Raw genomic sequence first — 16,897 nt, forward strand, 5'->3', positions numbered from 1 at the left:
AAAGCCGTCACTCCCGCCTGACCAACTGAAACTGAAACTGAAACTGATCGCATTTAAAATGGAAAATTTTTCTATAATACAGTTTAAAAAAATCAGGATAAATTAATTAAGAGAACTTTTAGAATGCCATTGCCTCCTATGAACATTGATGAACGGGTGCATTATCCAGAGCCAGAAGTTTCAGGATTGCCTGTCACTCCTCATGTCAAAAGCGGCTATGTACAAAACCCGGCTCCATTAAATTGCGAAGCATTGATGCCCTGTTGTCCTAATTCATATCCTTTTCAAACTACAGATATTTCTTCAAGGGGCATCCTTCCCGTTTCAACAGTTCCAGTTCAATTTCTGGCAACAACCCAAATGACCGGTCAGCCGGTTGCTGCCGTATATTGTGGAAATCAACCTGTCATTCCATTTCCGCAACAACAACCAATCAGTATGAACACACTGCCATTGGCAATAGAGCCAGACACTTACGATGCAACATTCCGTCCATTTCCCGGGCAGGATTTTGTGGCAGTAACTTCTGATCAAGTGTCAGGCTGGCCACCTTCTTGCCCGGTTGAGAGCCTTACGCATGATAAAGCGCTTCGCCAGGGATTTGAGAGCAAGACTGCTCAGCCTGAGGCAACCATGGTGAAAGCGGATAGACAAATAGCAATAACGACAAAGGTTAATCTGGATCCGGAAGCAAACGAGTTCGTGCCAAAAACACTGCAATGTTCTAAGGAACAGGTATCCCGGAGGGATGACAGACAACCGGCAAACGCTTTTGCCAGCAACAATGAAAAAGCATGCCCATCCCAACAGCTGCAGGCAGAGGATGAAGTACCAGTGGGAGCTATACCACTCCCGCAGGTTACAGGTACGAAATCTAATGAGGCCGGTGCTGAGTTAACGCCTTCATCAGCCCCGGATTACGCGAATAGTCCCGGGACATATTTTTCAGTCCAACAAGTCCTGCAACTCAGGCACCCCGGGGCTGCCAGAAAAACACCCTGGGCACTCAGGCTGCTTTACCTCGAATGCTTCGATTTTCATCAGAAAATGCGCACCGATAATAGCTTTGATAAACAGGGGAACAGGATAAAGCTTTCCAGGAGCGAGTTAAAAAAACAGCACAAGACACTACAAAACCAGCTGAGGGAAAATAACAGCACGGTAAAACTACCTCCGTTACATAAAATAAAAAAACTGCCATCGACTGATATACTTTTGGTCAGACCAACAACCCATGCAAATATTCACCCACTGAGCAGTCAATTAAACCATACTGCTGCTTCATTAGACCCGGATAAGTTTACTCAGAGGGAAAAAGTAAGAAACAGTCTGGCCGCGCATTTGGCATTTTATAAGTGTTCTGGCAAAGAGATGAACCAGCTGAAAGAAATGGCCAAAACCGAAGAGGTAAGAGGATACGTGGAAAAAATAGAAACAGATGATCTATGGAATCTGGATTTTACCAGCATGTACTACTACCCCTATTTTGACCAAAAGGTTTTTACACTCAAAGCCCCATTCATCAGGTCGGCAGAGACGATTTACTGCCATCCACGTTTGTCCAGTCAACCATTGTTACAATATGGAAAAAAACTTTTTGCTATCAGTGAAACACAGCAAGCCATTAATGAAAGCCATGATAAACAATCAGCGGACATTATCAATACCATCACGTCATTAGCAAAAACCCTGAGTATCAAGCTGAACCAGCAGGCGGATAACAATACACCTGCCAAGGTGCCAGAAACTTTTTCCAGGCAGTGCATTCAGTGGCATATACAATTTACCTCTGATCTTGTTTACAAAATGATTAAATTGGGTGAGGAAAATACACAGGAAATTGGAGATGCTACTGCCTACTCAATGGATGCTCTTCTTGTGAGTATTAACACACTGTCTGACTATTCTTCAATATTTACCGAAGAGTTCATAATGCTTACTGAATCACTGTGCCTCTTGCTGCAAAGTCGCCCGCTTCAGCATTTACTGGTGCAACAGGTAGCACAAGTACCCGGCAACGTTAAAAGCGCTTGGCTTAAATCTATAGAACAACTGGAAAGTACGACCCTGATGATTCTGGTAAAATCATTGCAGCACCCGGGGCTGTTAAACACCACCATGTGCCTCCTTAAAACGCTATCTGACCATGAAATATTTCGAACGGGACAAGCTGGCAATAACAAAATATCCATGATTCGATTAGCCAGAGTAGCAACAGAGATTACTAATAGTTTATTAACAACACTGACTAATAATTTCCTGGATGACCTTTCGACACATAATCAATTTATACAACAACTGAACAGTTGCTGCTCGATACTCAATCAAGTGCATCAAAAAGTCATTCAGAAATCCAACCTTGTTCACACTGAGTCACAAAATCTGGAAGCTTGTATAAAGACTCTCCATGAAGCGTGTAAAATTCGACTCACTGAAATTGACAGGGTACGTCAGGATTATCTTAATGAATTTGAGAGTGAGAAAAAAAGCAATCATGACATATTACGAGAAAATATGAAAAAAAGGGAGCGGGCAAAACAGAAACAGGAAATAAGAAACAAAAGAAAACAGCAGCTTCAACAGGAGATTACCAGAGTAAAATCTGAGCCACAGGAGAAAGAACAACCGGAATCAGATCATGCAAAGCTGGTTAATAGCATGAGTAAGCGACTGCAACTGTTTAATAAAAATCTTGAGTACGGTGAAAACTATGTTAACGAACTGACGACAGTCGATTCTGTATTTCCTGAAATACAGCAATCCCCCGTATTGGCTGTCTGGGTTTATGGTGATCTTGCCTACAACCTATGCAATAAGTGTACGGATAAATTTAACCGGGCCACACTTTTTGTCGAGAAGTTCGACAAAATGAGAGCCTTCTGTGATGATGCTCTTAAGGAAGCTGCTCAACATCCATGGCAGTATGACGCCCAGTGGCTATATGATAGAAATCCAAATCAGCCAATCAGCATCAGCAGCATCAATTTCCTTACGCGGTTATCTGATCCAGAGCAGATTCAGGTCCTGATCAAACGTGCATTCACCAGCGCTTCCCTGTATCAGTCAGCCCTTGATCGAGGCAGAGATGCCGCCCATCAACTGACTCAGGATATGATGGTCGGCCAGGCAAGTGAGGAAAATGATCTGCAAATGTATCACCTGCAGCAAAGGGTAGCGTTTATCATTGAAGAAATGAACGATGTAAAGCAGTACCTGAAAGACCTGCAACCGGTGCCTGACATATCTCATCTTTTAGCTACAAGAAAGCAGCTTTTTAAAACACTTAAAACAAAAGAGGTTACCAGTGTGCCAGACGTCGGTAAAGCAGATCAGGGCAAAGAAGCAAAGGACGCCGTTTATAAAGCACTGCTGGAGAAATCAAAAAGGGAGTGGAAAGTTGACAGCTCAGTTTGTGATATGCGCAATTCTGCCGAACAGCAGCTTGAGCAAGTCATTAAAGGTTTTACAGAACTTAAAACACAGCTGGGAGTCGTACAATAGTCTTTTTCAACTAACCAATATCCGGATTAATAGCCTTAGCCAATCTTTATAATTGGCTGACGTAAATATCAAATGGGCTGTATCAGAGTTGAACTTTCATAATGAAGGAGTGGTCTCAGGGTGTAATTCAATAGTTCAGTAATGTAATGTACAGGTTTAGCCCGGACTCAACTCTCTTTTATGGATCTCCTTGTTTACAGGAGTTGCAAAAAAATCCCTTGCTATTACTGGCGGAGGTTTCAAGCTCACAACTCAGCGGGTTCGGTTATCCTGTACAGATACTTAGGCAGTCCCATTCTGGATATTTAAAACAACAATTACCGAATCAGGATACACCCGGTTCTTCACGTGCTCTGAGTATTTTTTCAACGTTCCATTTACCTCCCTCTGTACATTCAACAGTTACTTTTTCCCAGCCACCACCACGCTCCATTGCGGCAGTCAGTCCGTTGATCAGGTACACTCAACAGCAGGCTCCTGCCAACACTGTTGAGTTTAAAGCAACTGAATCTTCCGGTTACGGCGAACTTCTGCCCCCCACTCCTGATCTGCCCCAGGCACTTAAGACACTGAAAGAGGTGAGTGAGTCCGATAAACGCAACGCGACCAGAGCCAGATATGCTGCATCCGAAAAAGGCAGGAAGGCCATAGCCAGGGCCAAAGCTAAATATCAGGCATCCAATAAAGGCAAAGAGATCATGGCCAGGGCCAGGGCTAAATACATGGCATCCGATAAAGGCAAAGAGACCATAGCCAAATACACCGCATCTGATAAACGCAAGACGTCAAGGGCCAAATATGCTGCATCCGAAAAAGGCAGGAAGGCCATAGCCAGGGCCAGGGCTAAATACATGGCATCCGATAAATGCAAAGAGGCCAGCGCCAGAAGGTGGGCCAAATTCGCTGCATCTGATAAAGGTAAGGCAGACCAGCCCATAAGGTATACAAGGACAACAACCTATCGATTGGCTATAAAACAAGGCTTGAGTGAAGAGTTGGCGAGGGAAAAAGCAGAGCTGGCAGCTGAGGCAAAAAAAGCAGAATTAACATCAGTCCCCCCCACTTTTCAGTCAACAGACTGAAGGAGCATTACCAATCCGGAAGCAAAGTGCATCTGATGTAACGCCCTGTTCGTTATGTGAGTTTATTTACTCAACCAAATCTGTGAGATGGTTGGATTGGAATGCAGGCATGTTTCCCTAACCTTCAATTGCACATCAGAATTGGTGGCAAATGCTGAAAGCACCATAGATCGGACGATATTGTTTGAAATCACCTCAGCCTGTGAATCATAATCATTGTATAAATCCACTTTTACCAAATCGCTTCGGCAACCATACGGACCAATAGTACGGTCAACTTTGAAGTAAAAAGTTCTGCTTCCCTGAGCATGGGCACCAACACTGATTATCTTCAATCCGGTTTCCGTACCGGCCACAACAGTCGTTGATATAATTGATAACAATAGTCCAAGTATGCTAATGAATATGCGCATTTTTTTCCCCTTTTCAGTCAACCTTCCGGCCGCTATTCAGTACCTGTGTAGTTGTCCCCATGATTTTACGTCCGAGTAAAATAGAAGGTCTGTATGGATGCAGTACCGCAGACAAGCCTGAAGGGTTATAGTCATCATCCGCAGGTTTCTGGTGACCTGTGCCTCCGGCATCGCCACAACTGTGATAACAGCAGGGGGTATGTATCCATACGTGGCTGTTGCCATCTCCTGCCACGATTGCCACGATTGCCAGGACAGTTACCGCAGCGACAGCTACACCGGAGAAGATCAATTCAGATCCATGTCTTGGCAGCTCATAGTACAGGCGTGAAATACAGTTGAAAGTCTCTCGGGCGGGTTTGATGGTATATTCCAGCAGGCTTTTGTGTGGTTTTCCACGGATCGCATCTGTGGCCATTTTCCCAATACCATAGACAGCACCTCCGGTGGCAGCGAGCCCGGTAACAGCCACAGCGGTAACGTAATAGGCAGCAAAAACACCGCCATTTACCACCGTTGAGGCAATGCGAAATGGCATGACACAAGCCTTTGCAGCAGCTTTGCCGATACTTGACCATACGGAACGACGACCGCTTCCCTCCATGGCAGGAGCATGAAATTGGGTCTGACTGACATTAGTCGAAACTGGAGCAACACCTGGATAGCTCATAAAACCACCTCCCTGTTGATATAAAAATTAAGGTAATGCTTTATCAGACCCGGAATTTACCAGGGTATTCAGTTTGATTGACTAACAAGATGGTTAGGAATAGTGTCATTCAGCCTGATTAAAGTGCCTGAAAGTAAATGTAAAGCACCATAAGCACCAGTTGGCGACAAAAGAGACAACCAGCGCTGGGAATAACACACTCTGGAGAGTGATAGCCCGATTTGACTCTGGAAAAACCATCACCCTCGACAACAGAAAGGGCTGGTAACCTGATGCCATGCTTACCCGGCAGAAGAACCACATGGCTGAGGGCCAGAAACTTGGCCACATGTTTTCGGGTTTCAGCTGGCAAATCAAGGCTCCAGAAACCCGCATCTGAATATTCTCCCGACGCTTCAGCCTGAGCAATGCTTTGTTTCACCCGGTAAAGGCCTGCGTTATAAGCAGCAATGGTTAACATCCAGTCACTGGTTCTTTTATAGAGGTACTCAATATAGGTCAATGCGGCATCAGTGGCTTTTTCCAGGTCAGTTCTTTCATCACACTTTTTCGATACCTTAAGTCCGTAAGCCCTGGCTGTTCGGGGCATCAACTGCCACAGCCCCATCGCCCTTGCCGATGAACGTGCTTTGAGGTCAAGCTCGCTTTCAATCAGCGGTAGCAGGGCCAGCTCTGCCGGCAGACCTTTTTCCTGAATCTTCCTGTTCAAATAAAATTGATACACCAGGATTCGTTCGGACAGACGGTTAAAATAATATTGGGGAAATGCTTTCAGCTGCTCTTTGACCTTCGCATTGTGATAGTAGGCCATTAACCGAAAACCATGGCGTAACGACTGCCAGCCATCTTTTGGGTCATGAATGCAGACCGGCCGGTAGGGCTTATCCATTTGACGCTTTTCCGTCTCTGCCATGTCCCCCTGTCCATGGCATGGCACAGGAGAAAAGCCCATGAAGACAACAACAGCTGCCAACGCCAGAAAATACCAGCCCGTCCGACAACCCGCCAAAAGTGGCCCGTCTTTTACTGCACTTTTATTGCACAAGGGTGTCTCAGGCTGCTTTCCGGACTGAATAAAAACGGTAGTGCTAACAGCAGACTCCAAGCGACGGCTCCAAAGCAAACAATGGCGACGAAAAACTCTATAAATTGAAACTAGAGATTTAAACTGGGACAAAAAGACAAAGATCATAAAAATATAGCGTATTTTACACCGGAAATTCGAGGCATGCTGTTAAAGACCGACTGACAGAATCCCCCCAGACAACCTTTTATCCCCGGTAAATAGTTGGTCAAATGGAATTGAATCGTGATTCGTGGAATTGATATCTTCACGCTCCTGTAATAATTGATGGCTCTTTCTATCAACGCCTCAATTGATAGCTTAAGCAGACCAGCATAACGTCGCCCCATTAAATTCAGAGAGAATTGATTTTGTATAAACCGGTAATGATATACCGTAAGGTAATAATGTGATTTTTTTGAAAAATTATTGTTATTTGGTTCAACTGACGTAAAGGCTGTGCCATTATTGATAGGTTTTTTTTTACTTTCATCCTGATACAGGCAAGATCGTCCTGGCCAATACGGCATTTCTGGCCAAAAACAACGGAAACTGATATGAAGAAGGTTATTAAGATATCTGCTCTGGCAGCCGCTGTACTCTTGGCATCAGGCTGTCAGGAAAAGACCACCCAGGCTCCTGAAGTTGAGTTAAACACGGATGATCAGAAAGCCGCCTATGCCATTGGTGCCTCTGTTGGTAACTTTGCCAGTCAGACACTGAAGCAGCAGGATGAGCTTGGTGTTGTGCTTGACCGTGCGCTGGTTCAGCAGGGCTTGCTGGACGCCCTTGCCGATCAGGTCAAAATGAACGAGGAGGAGATGGGTGCAGCGCTTAGGGCTCATGAGCAGAAGATGAACACCGTCGTTCAGGAGAACGCTACCAAAAAGCGTGAGGAGACCCGTAAAACCGGTGCCAAATACCTGGAAGATAACGCCGTGAAAGAAGGAGTTTCCGTGACTGAGTCCGGTCTGCAATATGAAGTTATCAAGCAGGGAGACGGCCCAAAACCAACCGCAGCGGATACTGTTACCGTTCATTATACCGGTACGCTGACTGACGGCACTGTTTTCGACAGCAGCAAGCAGAGAGGCCAGCCAGCGACTTTCCCCCTGGCAAACGTGATCAAGGGCTGGACTGAGGGTGTTGCCCTGATGTCTGTTGGCTCTGAATATCGCCTGACGATTCCCGCTGAGCTGGCTTACGGCGACCAGGAAGTTGGTTCCATTCCAGCAGGCTCCGTGCTGGTATTTGAGGTTGAGCTGATCAGCATTGAAGGCAAAGAAGAAGCCGCCAGCGAATAAACCACGAAATAAATCCTCAGGCTGGGTACAATAACGGGCAGTACGACGACTGCCCGTTATTTTTGGTGAAATATGAACCTGATCTCTATTTTAGTACTTTTGTTCATCACCCTGTTTGTTGTGGTTAAGCTGACGGAGCGCCATGGCAAACCGCTGACTAATGAACAGCAGGGCAAGCTTGCCAAAATCGCCATGGTATTAATTTTTGTTATGTTAGTGGCAGCTCTGATCAAATCTCTGATGTGATCAAAATTGAAACAGCTCACCGATGATGACCATCAACAGCAATGCAGGGCTGACCCAGCGGATCAGGAGCTGCCAGGTTTTCAGGGATTTACCCTGCATTCCCAACTGTTCAATCAGCACTTTTCTTTCCATGATATAACCGCAAAAATAAAGTACCAGAAGCCCAACGGCTGGCAGCATAACCTGGGTAGCAAAGGCGGTATAAAGGTCAAACAACGTTTTACCATCAACAGCAACCTGCTTCCAGACACTGAAAGAGAGCCCGGGTATTAACCCGACCAGAAATATCATAACACCGGCTATGGTGGCTCCTGTTGCGCGGAAGCCTGAACACAGGCGACTCATCATCACCACCAGCGGCTCCGCCAGATTGACTGCCGATGTCCAAACCGCCATGACCAGAAGAAGAAAGAATAAGGGTAAAACCAGCGAGCCAAAGGGCATTTGAGCCAGGGCAACCGGCAGGGTGATAAACATCAGCCCGGGACCTTCCGCCACCGACAGCCCTTCACTGAATACCACGGCAAAGGTGGCAATACCGACCATTACCGCCACCAGCACATCAAGCAAGGCGACCACCAATACCGCCTTAACCACCGACTGCCTCTCCGGCATATAAGCCCCATAGGCCATCAGACAACAGGCACCAATGGCCAGGGTGAAAAAGGCATGGCCCATTGCCTCCAGCACCACACCGCCGCTGACCGCCTCAAACCGGAAAGCAAACAGGTAATCAAGGGCTGGCGCAAAACCACTGAACTGACTGGCATATATCAGTAGAACCACCAGAATCAGGTACATCAGGGGCATCAGCCAGTTATTCAGCTGTTCAATGCCTTTGGAAACGGCTCGACCACTGATGGCCACGGTCATAACAATAAACAGACCGTGGTATAAAACCACCTGCCAGGGTGATTCCAGCAGCTGTTGAAAATGTATCGAAGTCGCTTGAATGCTGTTGGCTGGAAGCCCCCCCGAGAGCGACTGGAAGAAAAAGTGCAGCACCCAGCCGGACACCACACTGTAGAATGAGAGAATCATTGTGGCCGCCAGCGTTCCCATCCAGGCCAGCTTACTCCAGTGCCTGGTATGGCCAGCACTCACCGCCAGCTGCCGCAGACTGCTGGCAGGTGAAGCCCGCCCTGCCCGGCCAACCACAATCTCGGCAACCATGACTGGCAACCCCAGCAACCCCACAAAAATAATATAAAGAAGGAAAAACAGGCTTCCTCCGTTTTCACCGGCTACATAAGGGAAACGCCAGATATTTCCCAAACCGATGGCAGCCCCGGCAATAGCGAAAATAAACGCGCGATTGGAAGTGATTCTGTTTTCAGGTGGCATGGACTGTCCATTTTCTACTGGTATGTACTGACCAACAGGTCATTATCAGCATAGACGCAAACGCATACTTATATCATCGGACGGGCTCGATTTCAGTGGATCAAATATTGATCCAGATCGATAAACACTCCCCATGGATGCGTCTATGATGGATGCTAAGAGGTAAAGTTCAATGATCCAGGGGACGTTCCCAGAGGCATATATGAGCAGTAGCGAAGTTTTTCATCTCGGCCTGAGCCAGAAGGTTCTGAATGGTGCCACACTGGCCATTGTCCCTGGCGATCCGGAGCGGGTCGAACGTATTGCTGAACTGATGGATAACCCGATCAAGCTGGCCAGCCTCCGGGAGTTCACCTCATGGCGAGGGGAGCTGGAGGGTCAGTCTGTCGTGGTTTGTTCAACCGGTATCGGTGGACCCTCCACATCTATTGCCGTAGAAGAGCTGGCACAACTGGGCATCCGGACTTTTCTGAGAGTTGGCACCACAGGTGCCATCCAGCCCCATATCAATGTGGGTGATGTCATTATCACCACCGGTTCCGTCCGCCTGGACGGTGCCAGCCGACATTTTGCCCCCATCAGCTATCCTGCCGTTGCTGACTTTCAGTGTACCCGGGCACTGGTAGATACCGCTGAACAAGGCGGGCTTAACTTCTGGACAGGTATTACCGCCTCCAGCGACACCTTCTACCCCGGTCAGGAACGTTATGACACCTTCACCCAGCGGGTCAGAAAAGAGCTACAGGGCTCTATGGCAGAGTGGCAGTCGATGGGGGTGCTTAACTATGAAATGGAGTCCGCAACCCTTCTGACCATGTGTTCTGCCATGGGGCTTAAGGCCGGGTGCGTTGCCGGGGTCATTGTTAACCGTACCTGCAATGAAACGCCAGATACTGAAAAGCTGGCCAGTGTTGAGCCCAACGCGATTAACACCGTGATCGGAGCAGCCAGGAGGCTTCTGGGCAGCATTGGCTGAATATTAAACCAGGCCCCGGATGGGCATGGAAATAAGATTGGGAATGATACAACGTTCCGGTGAGACTCCTTTGATACAATCGTTACTAACACCTTTATCCAACGGTCCTGTGGATCGATCCGGAGATGCGCCTCCGACAGATCAACCACAGGCCAGCTGGAAGCGCTGGGCAGTGTGTATATTCCCAGCGGCTTCTACCATTGTGTCTGCAGCATTTACCTTGAGTGCGATCTCTTCAGGATGCTTCGTCGCAGCAGCAGTTTTTGGAGTGCTTACCGTCATGTCTACGGACTGTGCTATCAATGCCTGCTCACCAAACAATACCCTTTCTACCAATCCTTCTAAATTTTCCCGTGACATCGATAGACTGAGTGACATACTCAGCAGTTTATCTGAAAGCACCTCCAACATTGTGTACAACCAGGGGTACGAAGTTGTCGATGTCCCCGGCGATGGCAATTGTTTTTTCCATGCTGCCCTTGTGTCATGCGCGCAACGCCCCGGCCGGGATGCTCACAGCTTACGTCAACAGGTGTATGAAGAAGCAAAAGAATGGCTACAGGATTACGAAAACAATCATTCACGTTTCAATGAAGACGAAAGCTGGCGGGATTCTGATTCTGTGCCGGAAGAAGACCTTTACTTCTATTTAACGAATGATTTCGAGCACGATGGCATGACCGGTATGGACGCCATCAAATGTGATGGCAAATGGATGTATACAGTCATCGTCCCCCTGGTTGCCAGAGTGTTGCAAAAGCCAGTCATTACAGTAAATAACAAGGGCACCATTATGAGCGCTGTTGATGCTTATGGTTTCTACTTCCCCGTAACTGACGATCAGTTGAAAAACTTTGATTTAAATGGGATTGGCGACTTTGTATTACTTGAGAACACTGACAATAATCACTTCAGAGGCTGCCGAAAGCGCAACATCATGCCTGAAGATCAACACAGGAAGGTGTCCGAAGATACCATCCCCGAACCACCTGCCGGGGAGATTGCCTCACGTGCGCCCTTAGTTGCCAAGCCCGGGAAAACCCTGAAGCATATCGTTGGCAACCCCCCCCCAGACCTGGCTTAATGTCTGAACGAGAGCTTGTGTAGAAACATCACTCGCCAGCGGCAGGGTATAGACTCTCTCCTGCCGGGCAATGACCTGCTGATCCTGCCCTTCCAGGGACCAGGCCACGTTCATCTGTAACTGCCGGTTCACCAGCGCTATAGACTGAACATCAACAAATGCGACCACTTCCGGGCGTTTATTGCGGACCCAGGGGCCGGAGCTTATCCAAGTGCCAGAGTGAACCTGTTGACGCAGATTCTGCACCATAGCCTGTGTCAGCAGCTCTGGCAAGGGCTCCCCCCAGTGATCATTCGCAGAGGACTGTAAACGAACACCACCATCGCTCCAGGTAATTGTTTTCTTATCCAGCCAACCGGCAACACTCACCGGAAAAACCCCCAGTGTAGCGGTGTCCGGCAGCACAGTCTGCTCTTGTGAAACCGTTGCCGCCACCAGCGTATAATCATGATAGTTGGGGTTCCTGGCGGAACAGCCCGAGAGCAATATGATCAGGAAAAAAGCCTTTGCAGCAGCGTTCTGCCCCATAACAAGGTTCAATATACGAAGGTAACGGCTCACCGTACGTCTCCTGACTGTCTACCAAAGATAATCGAATCGGGTTGGCGTTGCAGCAAGTCCGCCAGATCGTCCACCGCCCTGGAAGCACGACTGATGTCTTTTGAACTCTGCATCAGCTGGTACATCAATGGTGAGTCAGGTGCCAGTGTCTCTTCCGCTGCGGACATGGTCTGCTGGAGTTGCAGCATGGTTTCATTCAACTGCTGCGTGGCGGCAGGCAGATGGGTTTTCAGCAATGCGGTCACTTCCCCGGAATCCTGTGACATGGCAGCAAATTCTTTGCGAATGCCCGCCATGCTTGAGGTCATCTCATCGGACATCGCTGCCATACTGACAAATGCCTTATCAACATTATCAATCAGTTTGTTCAGGCGATCATCTCCGGTCAGCCGGGACAGATTATCAAGAACTTCCGTTAAACTGCTGGCCATTTCCGCAATATTAATGCTCTCAAACCGCTCAATAAACTCTTCCAGGTTATTGGGCACCGTGGGAATCTGTGGATACTCGGTGGCCACAGGCTGCATTTCCGGCACAGAGTCAAAAAAATCCACCTCGATATACAGCATCCCGGTCAATACACTCTGCAGCCCAACCTGGGCACTGAGCCCCTGCTGCAGCAACTGTCCCAGCACATTTTGGTCACTGCTATCATGCTCACTGATGGCATCCGGGTACATATCAATGGTGACCACATTCAAGACCTTCTGATGATTGTGATACAACTTGGTCTTGATGGTGACCACTTCACCAATTTTCACACCGCGAAGAGTCACGGGAGCACCAACATTCAGGCCTTTGATCGAGCTGTCAAACAGGATCTGATAACGCTGGACAGCCTTCCTCGAAAAACCATCCGCATTAAGAAACAACACCAGGGCAAACGTCATGGTGATGATCAGGATGACAAAAAGGCCAACGGATACTGACAAGGATTTTCTATTCATAGGCTTCTCTCGGAAAAGCGAGCCTCACTGATTGATTCGTAGAGTCGCTTTTAAATTCCCCCATCCTTAACACTCACCTCTGGACAGAAACGCTCTGACCAGATCGTGTTTACTGTGGTTAAGCATATAGTCGGGAGACCCGGTATCCAGCTGGGTTTTGCTGTTGGCATCGAGGTAGACCCCATTACTGCCAATGGCAAAAATACTGGCCAGCTCATGGGTGACAATAACGACCGTGGCACCGGTGGAATCTCTTAATTGCAGAATCAGGTCATCCAGTCGTCTGGCACTGAGAGGGTCCAGTCCAGCCGAGGGTTCATCAAAAAACAGGATATCCGGGTCCAGGGCAATGGCCCTGGCCAGCCCTGCACGCTTACACATACCACCACTGATCCGGGATGGGTAAAAGTCTTCAAAACCGGCCAAACCCACCAGTGCCAGTTTATAACGCACCATATCCTGAATATCTTTACTAGACAGTGTCGTATACTGTGCCAGTGGCAGGGCAACATTCTCAGCCAGTGTCTTATCACTGAACAACGCGCCCCCCTGATAGGTAACGCCCCAGCGTTTACGCATCGCCAACTGTTGCTCCGGGGATGCGGCAAAGTAACTCTGCCCGCCAAACAGGATATCGCCCTCTGTCGGCTGGTAGAGCCCAATCATATGTTTCAGGAGCGTGCTTTTACCGCAGCCACTGCCCCCCATAATGACAAACACATCACCTTTGCTGATTTGAAAATGCAGGTTGGACTGAATCAGGTTGCTACCATACTTCATGGTCAAGCCACGGGCTTCAATCACCACCTCCTGACCTTCCTGCTGCAGTTGCCCCATGCTCAAATTCCCAGGTGATAAAAAAGGATATTCAGTCCAGCATCGGCCACCACCAGATAAATAATGGCGGTCACTACCGCGTTGGTCGTCGCCTGCCCTACCGCAGCGGAGGAACGACCACAAGCCAGGCCGGCACGACACCCGGCCATGGCAATCATCAGGGCAAACAGAAAGCTCTTGGCAACGCCGGTCATGATATCACCAAAAGAAATAGCATCCTGGAGCTGGTAAAGGAACATCAACCAGCTAATATCCATACTGGTAGCCACCAGCCCACCCCCGAGCATGCCCAGAATATTACTGTACAGACAGAGCAGAGGAATGGTCAGAATCAGGGCCAGGGTTCTGGGTAACACCAGATAATCCATGGGTTTTATGCCCAGAGTTGTCAATGCATCAATCTCTTCATTAACCTGCATGGTGCCCAGCTGGGCGGCATAGGCGGCACCGGTTCGACCGGACATAATCACCGCCGTCATCAATGCTCCCATCTCACGCACCATGCCAACCCCCACCAGATTGGCGACATACACCTCGGCACCAAACTGTCGGAGCTGGACCATACCCAGATAAGCAAGAATCATCCCGATCAGAACACTTTGCAGCGTGATAATCGGCAAGGCAGAAGGCCCGGATTGATGGCAAAAGCTGATAATATCGGACCAGCGGGCGGATCCTTTCCGGGACAACCAGCGGCACAGGGACAGTGCCAGTTCGCCAATAAACGCCAACAGCTCCATCGCCTCATCACCCAGGCGGGCAACCCGGTCGACCAGCCGATGCAACAGGGATGGGTTTCTATCCGGCAAGGCCTTATTGGGCGGTACGGTATTGGCAAGCCTGAACAGATCTTTTACGTCCTCAGGCAGGCCACTGAGATCAAGCTGGCAATGGGAAGGCTCCAGCATGCGCTGGCAGGCCAATAGCCAGGCCAGCAGTCTGGAGTCCCACGAGAAGTCATCACCGGTAATAAAGGCAACGGTTTTTAATTGATCATAATCCGGTAAAGCAGAAAGCTGATCCAGGGCTGGCAAAACACCACTAACCGTCCAGCTGCCCTGAAGAGTGATCACAACCTTTGGGTCAGACACTTTATCAAAGGTCAGTGTCGCCTGGTTCATGCTGGTTAATGCCTTGAAAAAATGGTCAATAATAACAGAAAAACACCACCAGCAGGCAAGCGTGAGAAATACTTACCAGGCATCAAAACGGCTAAAGCGGGAACTATTTACCAGATTTGCTTTCTTAATAAGGGATTGTCCCGAAATAGTTTCCAGATTTCTGAGTTTCAAAGTTACGTTCGTCCTGATTGCTGTGCTTGTCGAAACTATTTTGGGACAGGCTCCAGGGAGGCTATTCTCGGTCAGCCTCCCAGCTCCTACATTCTTGAAGTAACCTCAACCAGGTAATGTTCGCCATTATGAACCAGACATTGAGGGTGATTCACCCATGTGGGTCACAATATCTACAACCCCTGATCCCTACCACACGCTTGTTATGGTTGGGACGTGAGACGGGGAGTATCGATTCACTGGAAACAAAACTATGTCCCGTTACCACCCTGCCACTGCCTCCCCCCACCTCTTCAGTGTGGACCCCTACCTCTTCAGAGGTAAAAAAAATGGGCACAGCAGCCTTTCATAACCCGTTTGCAGTTCCAAACTACAGTCCCAGATATGAAGAAAATCCTATATGCGAAGCGTTACTGCAAATAGTGGAAGGCAGAAGGTATATTGATCCACCAGATACCGATAAACCACCTGCTCCCAGCACTTTAAGAGGAGAGCCCATCTTTGCAAACACCACGCTCTCTGATGGGAAGGGCACTGGCAGGCAAAACGGCTCACTGACGCAAACCGCTTCCTTGTGCAAAAAGGAAAAATCGAAATCAGGTATCACCGTTGCTGGTGAGACGGCTGTTGATCAGGCAACTTCAGCCAAAGCACTACCTGAGATACCTTCTGTTAACCACTATGCCATTATCAACACGCTCAGAGCATGGAACGGAAAAGTGATAACCGCTAACTTTGGATATATCAATAAAGAACTTAGCGCAGGTTTTGCCAGCTTTTCCCCCGGGGGAAGTAGACTGCGCATTCAGGTACACTTCAAAAAGGATTTATCAAACAGCGGATTACCGCTGCACACACTGCAAAAAAAGTACGCTATATCAGGTAATTTGTTATTTGATGACGACGCGATGGTAAAGAAAGTTATCTCAATGCCTGCCCGATGCTTTTTGAAAGAAGCGCAGCAGCATACCCCACCCAACCCCATTCATCTTGCTAAAAACAGCATAAAAATTTTTAAAAAAGATTCAACGACACAACATTTACTACATATTCCCATCTTAACGAAAGATCAGCAGAAAGTTTACAATACAATTACGTCGCTTTTTAACAAACTGCTCGATAGCAATATTGTCAGCCTGAAAGGGACACCCAGAGCAAAATCCACACTTCAGGGGCAAGCATGCTGCCACCTGAAATCCGGCCAATTACTGTTTATCAGCTTTAAAATCCCTGCTACTGAAATAGACCAGAGAGTAGATCCATCGGTTTACCTGAAACAGGGTAATATTCGTGGCAGATTGAGATACGACCCAAAATGGTTATTCTCGAAAATATCAAATAATTCAACATTACTTCACTCATCACATCCCGGCATCCTTCCAGATGAAAACAAGATTTTTTTTCTTGCCAAAAGCATTACATTGTATTTTGAAGATCCCTCCCGCTCGTCAACGTCTTAACCCGGATATTTTATAAACGTGCACCAGTCCGAACCACTCATCTGATCACTGGTCAAGCATTGCCACCAACTGCTCCGGACACAAAAAGTGTTCCTGCAAAAACAGGAACACTCAGTT

16 protein-coding genes are annotated in these 16,897 nt (G+C 48.0%); 8 read left to right on the forward strand and 8 right to left on the reverse strand.

The features are described 5' to 3' along the window. Positions 1-360 precede the first annotated feature (360 nt). Both ACO6UX_RS14860 and ACO6UX_RS14865 read left to right on the forward strand, forming a co-directional pair. Entirely contained in the window at positions 361-3,501 is a 3,141-nt protein-coding gene (locus ACO6UX_RS14860) for a hypothetical protein (protein WP_422448841.1), read from the forward strand. Positions 3,502-3,950: 449 nt separating this feature from the next. Beyond that, positions 3,951-4,583 (forward strand): hypothetical protein, encoded by a 633-nt coding sequence (locus ACO6UX_RS14865; protein ID WP_422448843.1) that lies wholly within the window; start codon positions 3,951-3,953, stop codon positions 4,581-4,583. A gap of 62 nt (positions 4,584-4,645) precedes the next feature. Here ACO6UX_RS14865 and ACO6UX_RS14870 read toward each other — a convergent pair whose 3' ends face one another. The 3 genes from ACO6UX_RS14870 to ACO6UX_RS14880 all read right to left on the reverse strand — a co-directional run bounded on the left by ACO6UX_RS14870 (position 4,646) and on the right by ACO6UX_RS14880 (position 6,579). Further along, positions 4,646-4,996, reverse strand: a complete 351-nt coding sequence (locus ACO6UX_RS14870; RefSeq protein WP_422448845.1) for a hypothetical protein — start codon at positions 4,994-4,996, stop codon at positions 4,646-4,648. A 13-nt stretch (positions 4,997-5,009) separates the two neighbouring features. Next, the gene (locus ACO6UX_RS14875) at positions 5,010-5,666 is read right to left on the reverse strand and encodes a hypothetical protein (RefSeq protein ID WP_422448847.1); all 657 of its coding nucleotides are present in this window, start codon (positions 5,664-5,666) and stop codon (positions 5,010-5,012) included. Positions 5,667-5,784: 118 nt separating this feature from the next. After that, a complete protein-coding gene (locus ACO6UX_RS14880; protein WP_422448849.1) occupies positions 5,785-6,579 on the reverse strand; it encodes a lytic transglycosylase domain-containing protein in 795 nt (264 codons plus the stop codon). Between the two features lie 37 nt (positions 6,580-6,616). On the opposite strand from ACO6UX_RS14880, the gene ACO6UX_RS14885 reads away from it, so the two are divergent. From ACO6UX_RS14885 to ACO6UX_RS14895, 3 genes are all read left to right on the forward strand, one after another. Further along, positions 6,617-6,739 carry a hypothetical protein gene (locus ACO6UX_RS14885; RefSeq protein WP_422448851.1) on the forward strand — a complete coding sequence of 41 codons (123 nt, stop codon included), beginning with the start codon at positions 6,617-6,619 and terminating at the stop codon, positions 6,737-6,739. Positions 6,740-7,286: 547 nt separating this feature from the next. Then, the gene (fkpA, locus tag ACO6UX_RS14890; RefSeq protein ID WP_422448853.1) at positions 7,287-8,033 is read left to right on the forward strand and encodes an FKBP-type peptidyl-prolyl cis-trans isomerase; all 747 of its coding nucleotides are present in this window, start codon (positions 7,287-7,289) and stop codon (positions 8,031-8,033) included. 72 nt (positions 8,034-8,105) lie between these two features. Continuing rightward, on the forward strand, positions 8,106-8,279 hold the full coding sequence (locus ACO6UX_RS14895) for a hypothetical protein (RefSeq protein ID WP_209203657.1): 174 nt from the start codon (positions 8,106-8,108) through the stop codon (positions 8,277-8,279). On the opposite strand, the gene ACO6UX_RS14900 is transcribed toward ACO6UX_RS14895, so the two are convergent. Further along, on the reverse strand, positions 8,280-9,623 hold the full coding sequence (locus ACO6UX_RS14900; protein WP_422448855.1) for a sodium-dependent transporter: 1,344 nt from the start codon (positions 9,621-9,623) through the stop codon (positions 8,280-8,282). Positions 9,624-9,825: 202 nt separating this feature from the next. Here ACO6UX_RS14900 and udp point away from each other — a divergent pair, with 202 nt between their 5' ends. Next, positions 9,826-10,599 carry a uridine phosphorylase gene (gene udp / locus ACO6UX_RS14905; RefSeq protein ID WP_422448857.1) on the forward strand — a complete coding sequence of 258 codons (774 nt, stop codon included), beginning with the start codon at positions 9,826-9,828 and terminating at the stop codon, positions 10,597-10,599. A gap of 280 nt (positions 10,600-10,879) precedes the next feature. Further along, positions 10,880-11,683 carry a hypothetical protein gene (locus ACO6UX_RS14910; protein ID WP_422448859.1) on the forward strand — a complete coding sequence of 268 codons (804 nt, stop codon included), beginning with the start codon at positions 10,880-10,882 and terminating at the stop codon, positions 11,681-11,683. On the opposite strand, the gene ACO6UX_RS14915 is transcribed toward ACO6UX_RS14910, so the two are convergent. The 4 genes from ACO6UX_RS14915 to ACO6UX_RS14930 all read right to left on the reverse strand — a co-directional run bounded on the left by ACO6UX_RS14915 (position 11,618) and on the right by ACO6UX_RS14930 (position 15,149). Then, a complete protein-coding gene (locus ACO6UX_RS14915; RefSeq protein ID WP_422448861.1) occupies positions 11,618-12,244 on the reverse strand; it encodes a PqiC family protein in 627 nt (208 codons plus the stop codon). The genes ACO6UX_RS14910 and ACO6UX_RS14915 overlap by 66 nt on opposite strands. Continuing rightward, positions 12,241-13,191, reverse strand: a complete 951-nt coding sequence (locus ACO6UX_RS14920; protein WP_422448863.1) for an MlaD family protein — start codon at positions 13,189-13,191, stop codon at positions 12,241-12,243. The genes ACO6UX_RS14915 and ACO6UX_RS14920 overlap by 4 nt, the downstream gene beginning before the upstream one ends. Positions 13,192-13,257: 66 nt before the next feature. Beyond that, positions 13,258-14,028, reverse strand: coding sequence for an ABC transporter ATP-binding protein (locus ACO6UX_RS14925; RefSeq protein WP_422448865.1), 771 nt, complete (start codon positions 14,026-14,028; stop codon positions 13,258-13,260). Between the two features lie 2 nt (positions 14,029-14,030). Continuing rightward, positions 14,031-15,149, reverse strand: coding sequence for an ABC transporter permease (locus tag ACO6UX_RS14930; RefSeq protein ID WP_422448867.1), 1,119 nt, complete (start codon positions 15,147-15,149; stop codon positions 14,031-14,033). Between the two features lie 500 nt (positions 15,150-15,649). Here ACO6UX_RS14930 and ACO6UX_RS14935 point away from each other — a divergent pair, with 500 nt between their 5' ends. Next, entirely contained in the window at positions 15,650-16,780 is a 1,131-nt protein-coding gene (locus ACO6UX_RS14935; RefSeq protein ID WP_422448869.1) for a hypothetical protein, read from the forward strand. Positions 16,781-16,897: the final 117 nt, after the last annotated feature.

The sequence above is a fragment of the Endozoicomonas sp. ALB091 genome, from assembly GCF_049310265.1.
Classification (GTDB): Bacteria; Pseudomonadota; Gammaproteobacteria; order Pseudomonadales; family Endozoicomonadaceae; genus Endozoicomonas.

Bases quoted from the DNA above. Each gene is read 5' to 3' on its own strand.
- ACO6UX_RS14860 (WP_422448841.1), top strand. From the start codon at position 361: ATGACCGGTCAGCCGGTTGCTGCCGTATATTGTGGAAATCAACCTGTC.
- ACO6UX_RS14870 (WP_422448845.1), bottom strand. From the start codon at position 4,996: ATGCGCATATTCATTAGCATACTTGGACTATTGTTATCAATTATATCA.
- ACO6UX_RS14875 (WP_422448847.1), bottom strand. From the start codon at position 5,666: ATGAGCTATCCAGGTGTTGCTCCAGTTTCGACTAATGTCAGTCAGACC.
- ACO6UX_RS14880 (WP_422448849.1), bottom strand. From the start codon at position 6,579: ATGGCAGAGACGGAAAAGCGTCAAATGGATAAGCCCTACCGGCCGGTC.
- ACO6UX_RS14885 (WP_422448851.1), top strand. From the start codon at position 6,617: ATGAAGACAACAACAGCTGCCAACGCCAGAAAATACCAGCCCGTCCGA.
- fkpA (WP_422448853.1), top strand. From the start codon at position 7,287: ATGAAGAAGGTTATTAAGATATCTGCTCTGGCAGCCGCTGTACTCTTG.
- ACO6UX_RS14895 (WP_209203657.1), top strand. From the start codon at position 8,106: ATGAACCTGATCTCTATTTTAGTACTTTTGTTCATCACCCTGTTTGTT.
- ACO6UX_RS14900 (WP_422448855.1), bottom strand. From the start codon at position 9,623: ATGCCACCTGAAAACAGAATCACTTCCAATCGCGCGTTTATTTTCGCT.
- udp (WP_422448857.1), top strand. From the start codon at position 9,826: ATGAGCAGTAGCGAAGTTTTTCATCTCGGCCTGAGCCAGAAGGTTCTG.
- ACO6UX_RS14910 (WP_422448859.1), top strand. From the start codon at position 10,880: ATGTCTACGGACTGTGCTATCAATGCCTGCTCACCAAACAATACCCTT.
- ACO6UX_RS14920 (WP_422448863.1), bottom strand. From the start codon at position 13,191: ATGAATAGAAAATCCTTGTCAGTATCCGTTGGCCTTTTTGTCATCCTG.
- ACO6UX_RS14925 (WP_422448865.1), bottom strand. From the start codon at position 14,028: ATGGGGCAACTGCAGCAGGAAGGTCAGGAGGTGGTGATTGAAGCCCGT.
- ACO6UX_RS14930 (WP_422448867.1), bottom strand. From the start codon at position 15,149: ATGAACCAGGCGACACTGACCTTTGATAAAGTGTCTGACCCAAAGGTT.
- ACO6UX_RS14935 (WP_422448869.1), top strand. From the start codon at position 15,650: ATGGGCACAGCAGCCTTTCATAACCCGTTTGCAGTTCCAAACTACAGT.